This is a genomic window from Stappia sp. 28M-7 (assembly GCF_014252955.1).
Classification (GTDB): Bacteria; Pseudomonadota; Alphaproteobacteria; order Rhizobiales; family Stappiaceae; genus Stappia.
This window is the reverse complement of sequence record NZ_JACMIA010000006.1, coordinates 1-2500: the sequence shown is the minus strand read 5'-3', so window position 1 is coordinate 2500 and position 2500 is coordinate 1. Positions and strand designations below refer to the sequence as shown.

Here is a 2500-nt window from a genome sequence, read left to right as displayed (position 1 = left end):
AATGGGTCAGCGACTTAATTTGACATGCAAGCTTAAGCCGTAAGGTGTAGGCGCAGCGAAAGCGAGTCTGAATAGGGCGATTTAGTATGTCGGATTAGACCCGAAACCGAGTGATCTAGCCATGACCAGGTTGAAGGTGCGGTAACACGCACTGGAGGACCGAACCCACGCCTGTTGAAAAAGTCGGGGATGAGTTGTGGCTAGGGGTGAAAGGCCAATCAAACTCGGAAATAGCTGGTTCTCCGCGAAATCTATTTAGGTAGAGCGTCGGACGAATACTTCTGGGGGTAGAGCACTGGATGGGCTATGGGGACTCACCGTCTTACTGATCCTAACCAAACTCCGAATACCAGAAAGTACTATCCGGCAGACACACAGTGGGTGCTAACGTCCATTGTGGAGAGGGAAACAACCCTGACCGCCAGTTAAGGTCCCCAAATCATGGCTAAGTGGCAAAGGATGTAGGACTCCCAAAACAACCAGGATGTTGGCTTAGAAGCAGCCATCATTTAAAGAAAGCGTAACAGCTCACTGGTCTAAACAAGGGGTTCCGCGCCGATAATGTAACGGGGCTAAAGCCATGTACCGAAACTGCGGGTTCACGTGCAAGCGTGAGCGGTAGCGGAGCGTTCCGTAGGCCTGCGAAGGGAGACCCGTGAGGGCTCCTGGAGGTATCGGAAGTGCGAATGCTGACATGAGTAACGACAAAGGGGGTGAGAGACCCCCTCGCCGAAAGTCCAAGGGTTCCTGCGCAACGCTAATCGGCGCAGGGTTAGCCGGCCCCTAAGGCGAGGCCGAAAGGCGTAGTCGATGGGAATGCAGTTAATATTCTGCAGCCTGCGGGTAGTGACGGATGCCGTGTATCGTATCCCCTTACTGGATTGGGGATGCGGTGAAGGTGTTCCAGGAAATAGCTCCCGCGTACAGACCGTACCCGAAACCGACACAGGTGGACTGGTAGAGCATACCAAGGCGCTTGAGAGAACTATGCTGAAGGAACTCGGCAAATTGCTCCCGTAAGTTCGCGAGAAGGGAGCCCCGGGCTTGGGCAACCAGGTTCGGGGGGCACAGACCAGGGGGTGGCGACTGTTTATCAAAAACACAGGGCTCTGCGAAGCCGCAAGGCGACGTATAGGGTCTGACGCCTGCCCGGTGCCGGAAGGTTAAGAGGAGGTGTGCAAGCACCGAATTGAAGCCCCGGTAAACGGCGGCCGTAACTATAACGGTCCTAAGGTAGCGAAATTCCTTGTCGGGTAAGTTCCGACCTGCACGAATGGCGTAACGACTTCCCCGCTGTCTCCAGCATAGACTCAGTGAAATTGAATTCCCCGTGAAGATGCGGGGTTCCTGCGGTCAGACGGAAAGACCCCGTGCACCTTTACTACAGCTTCACACTGGCATTCGTGTCGACATGTGTAGGATAGGTGGTAGACGTTGAAGCAGGAGCGCCAGCTCTTGTGGAGTCACCCTTGAAATACCACCCTTGTCGTCATGGATGTCTAACCGCGACGCAACAACGTCCGGGACAGTGTGTGGCGGGTAGTTTGACTGGGGCGGTCGCCTCCCAAATGGTAACGGAGGCGCGCGATGGTGGGCTCAGAACGGTCGGAAATCGTTCGTCGAGTGCAATGGCATAAGCCCGCCTGACTGCGAGACTGACAAGTCGAGCAGAGACGAAAGTCGGTCATAGTGATCCGGTGGTCCCTCGTGGAAGGGCCATCGCTCAACGGATAAAAGGTACGCCGGGGATAACAGGCTGATGATTCCCAAGAGTCCATATCGACGGAATCGTTTGGCACCTCGATGTCGGCTCATCACATCCTGGGGCTGGAGCAGGTCCCAAGGGTTCGGCTGTTCGCCGATTAAAGTGGTACGTGAGCTGGGTTCAGAACGTCGCGAGACAGTTCGGTCCCTATCTGCCGTGGGTGTAGGAGAATTGAGAGGATCTGTCCCTAGTACGAGAGGACCGGGATGGACGCACCTCTGGTGGACCTGTTGTCGCGCCAGCGGCATAGCAGGGTAGCTATGTGCGGAACGGATAACCGCTGAAAGCATCTAAGCGGGAAACCGGCCTCAAAACCAGTTCTCCCTATCAGAGCCGTGGAAGACCACCACGTTGATAGGCCGGGTGTGGACGTGCAGCAATGCATGAAGCTTACCGGTACTAATAGCTCGATCGGCTTGATCACTCTCATTAGTCAATGCCCATCCATCGTCCCAAAAAGACGAAGCAATACAAAACCTAAGACCAGTTCACGATTTTTGCGCTCTGCCGGCCTGGTGGCCATTGCGGGGACCCAAACACCCGATCCCATCCCGAACTCGGAAGTGAAACGCCCCAGCGCCAATGGTACTGCGTCTCAAGACGTGGGAGAGTCGGTCGCCGCCAGGCCCGCAAAGCGCAAAAAAACAATCCTCTACAAATACAACAAACACCGCGGGGTGGAGCAGCCCGGTAGCTCGTCAGGCTCATAACCTGAAGGTCGCAGGTTCAAATCCT

General features: G+C 55.4%; 2 rRNA genes (1 of these 2 cut by a window edge). Both read left to right on the top strand.

What is annotated here, in order from left to right:
• Nucleotides 1–2189, top strand: a 23S ribosomal RNA gene (locus tag H7H34_RS23195) (it extends 537 nt beyond the left edge of the window).
• 87 nt (nt 2190–2276) lie between these two features.
• A 5S ribosomal RNA gene (rrf, locus tag H7H34_RS23190) occupies nt 2277–2392 on the top strand.
• The last annotated feature ends 108 nt before the right edge of the window (nt 2393–2500 follow it).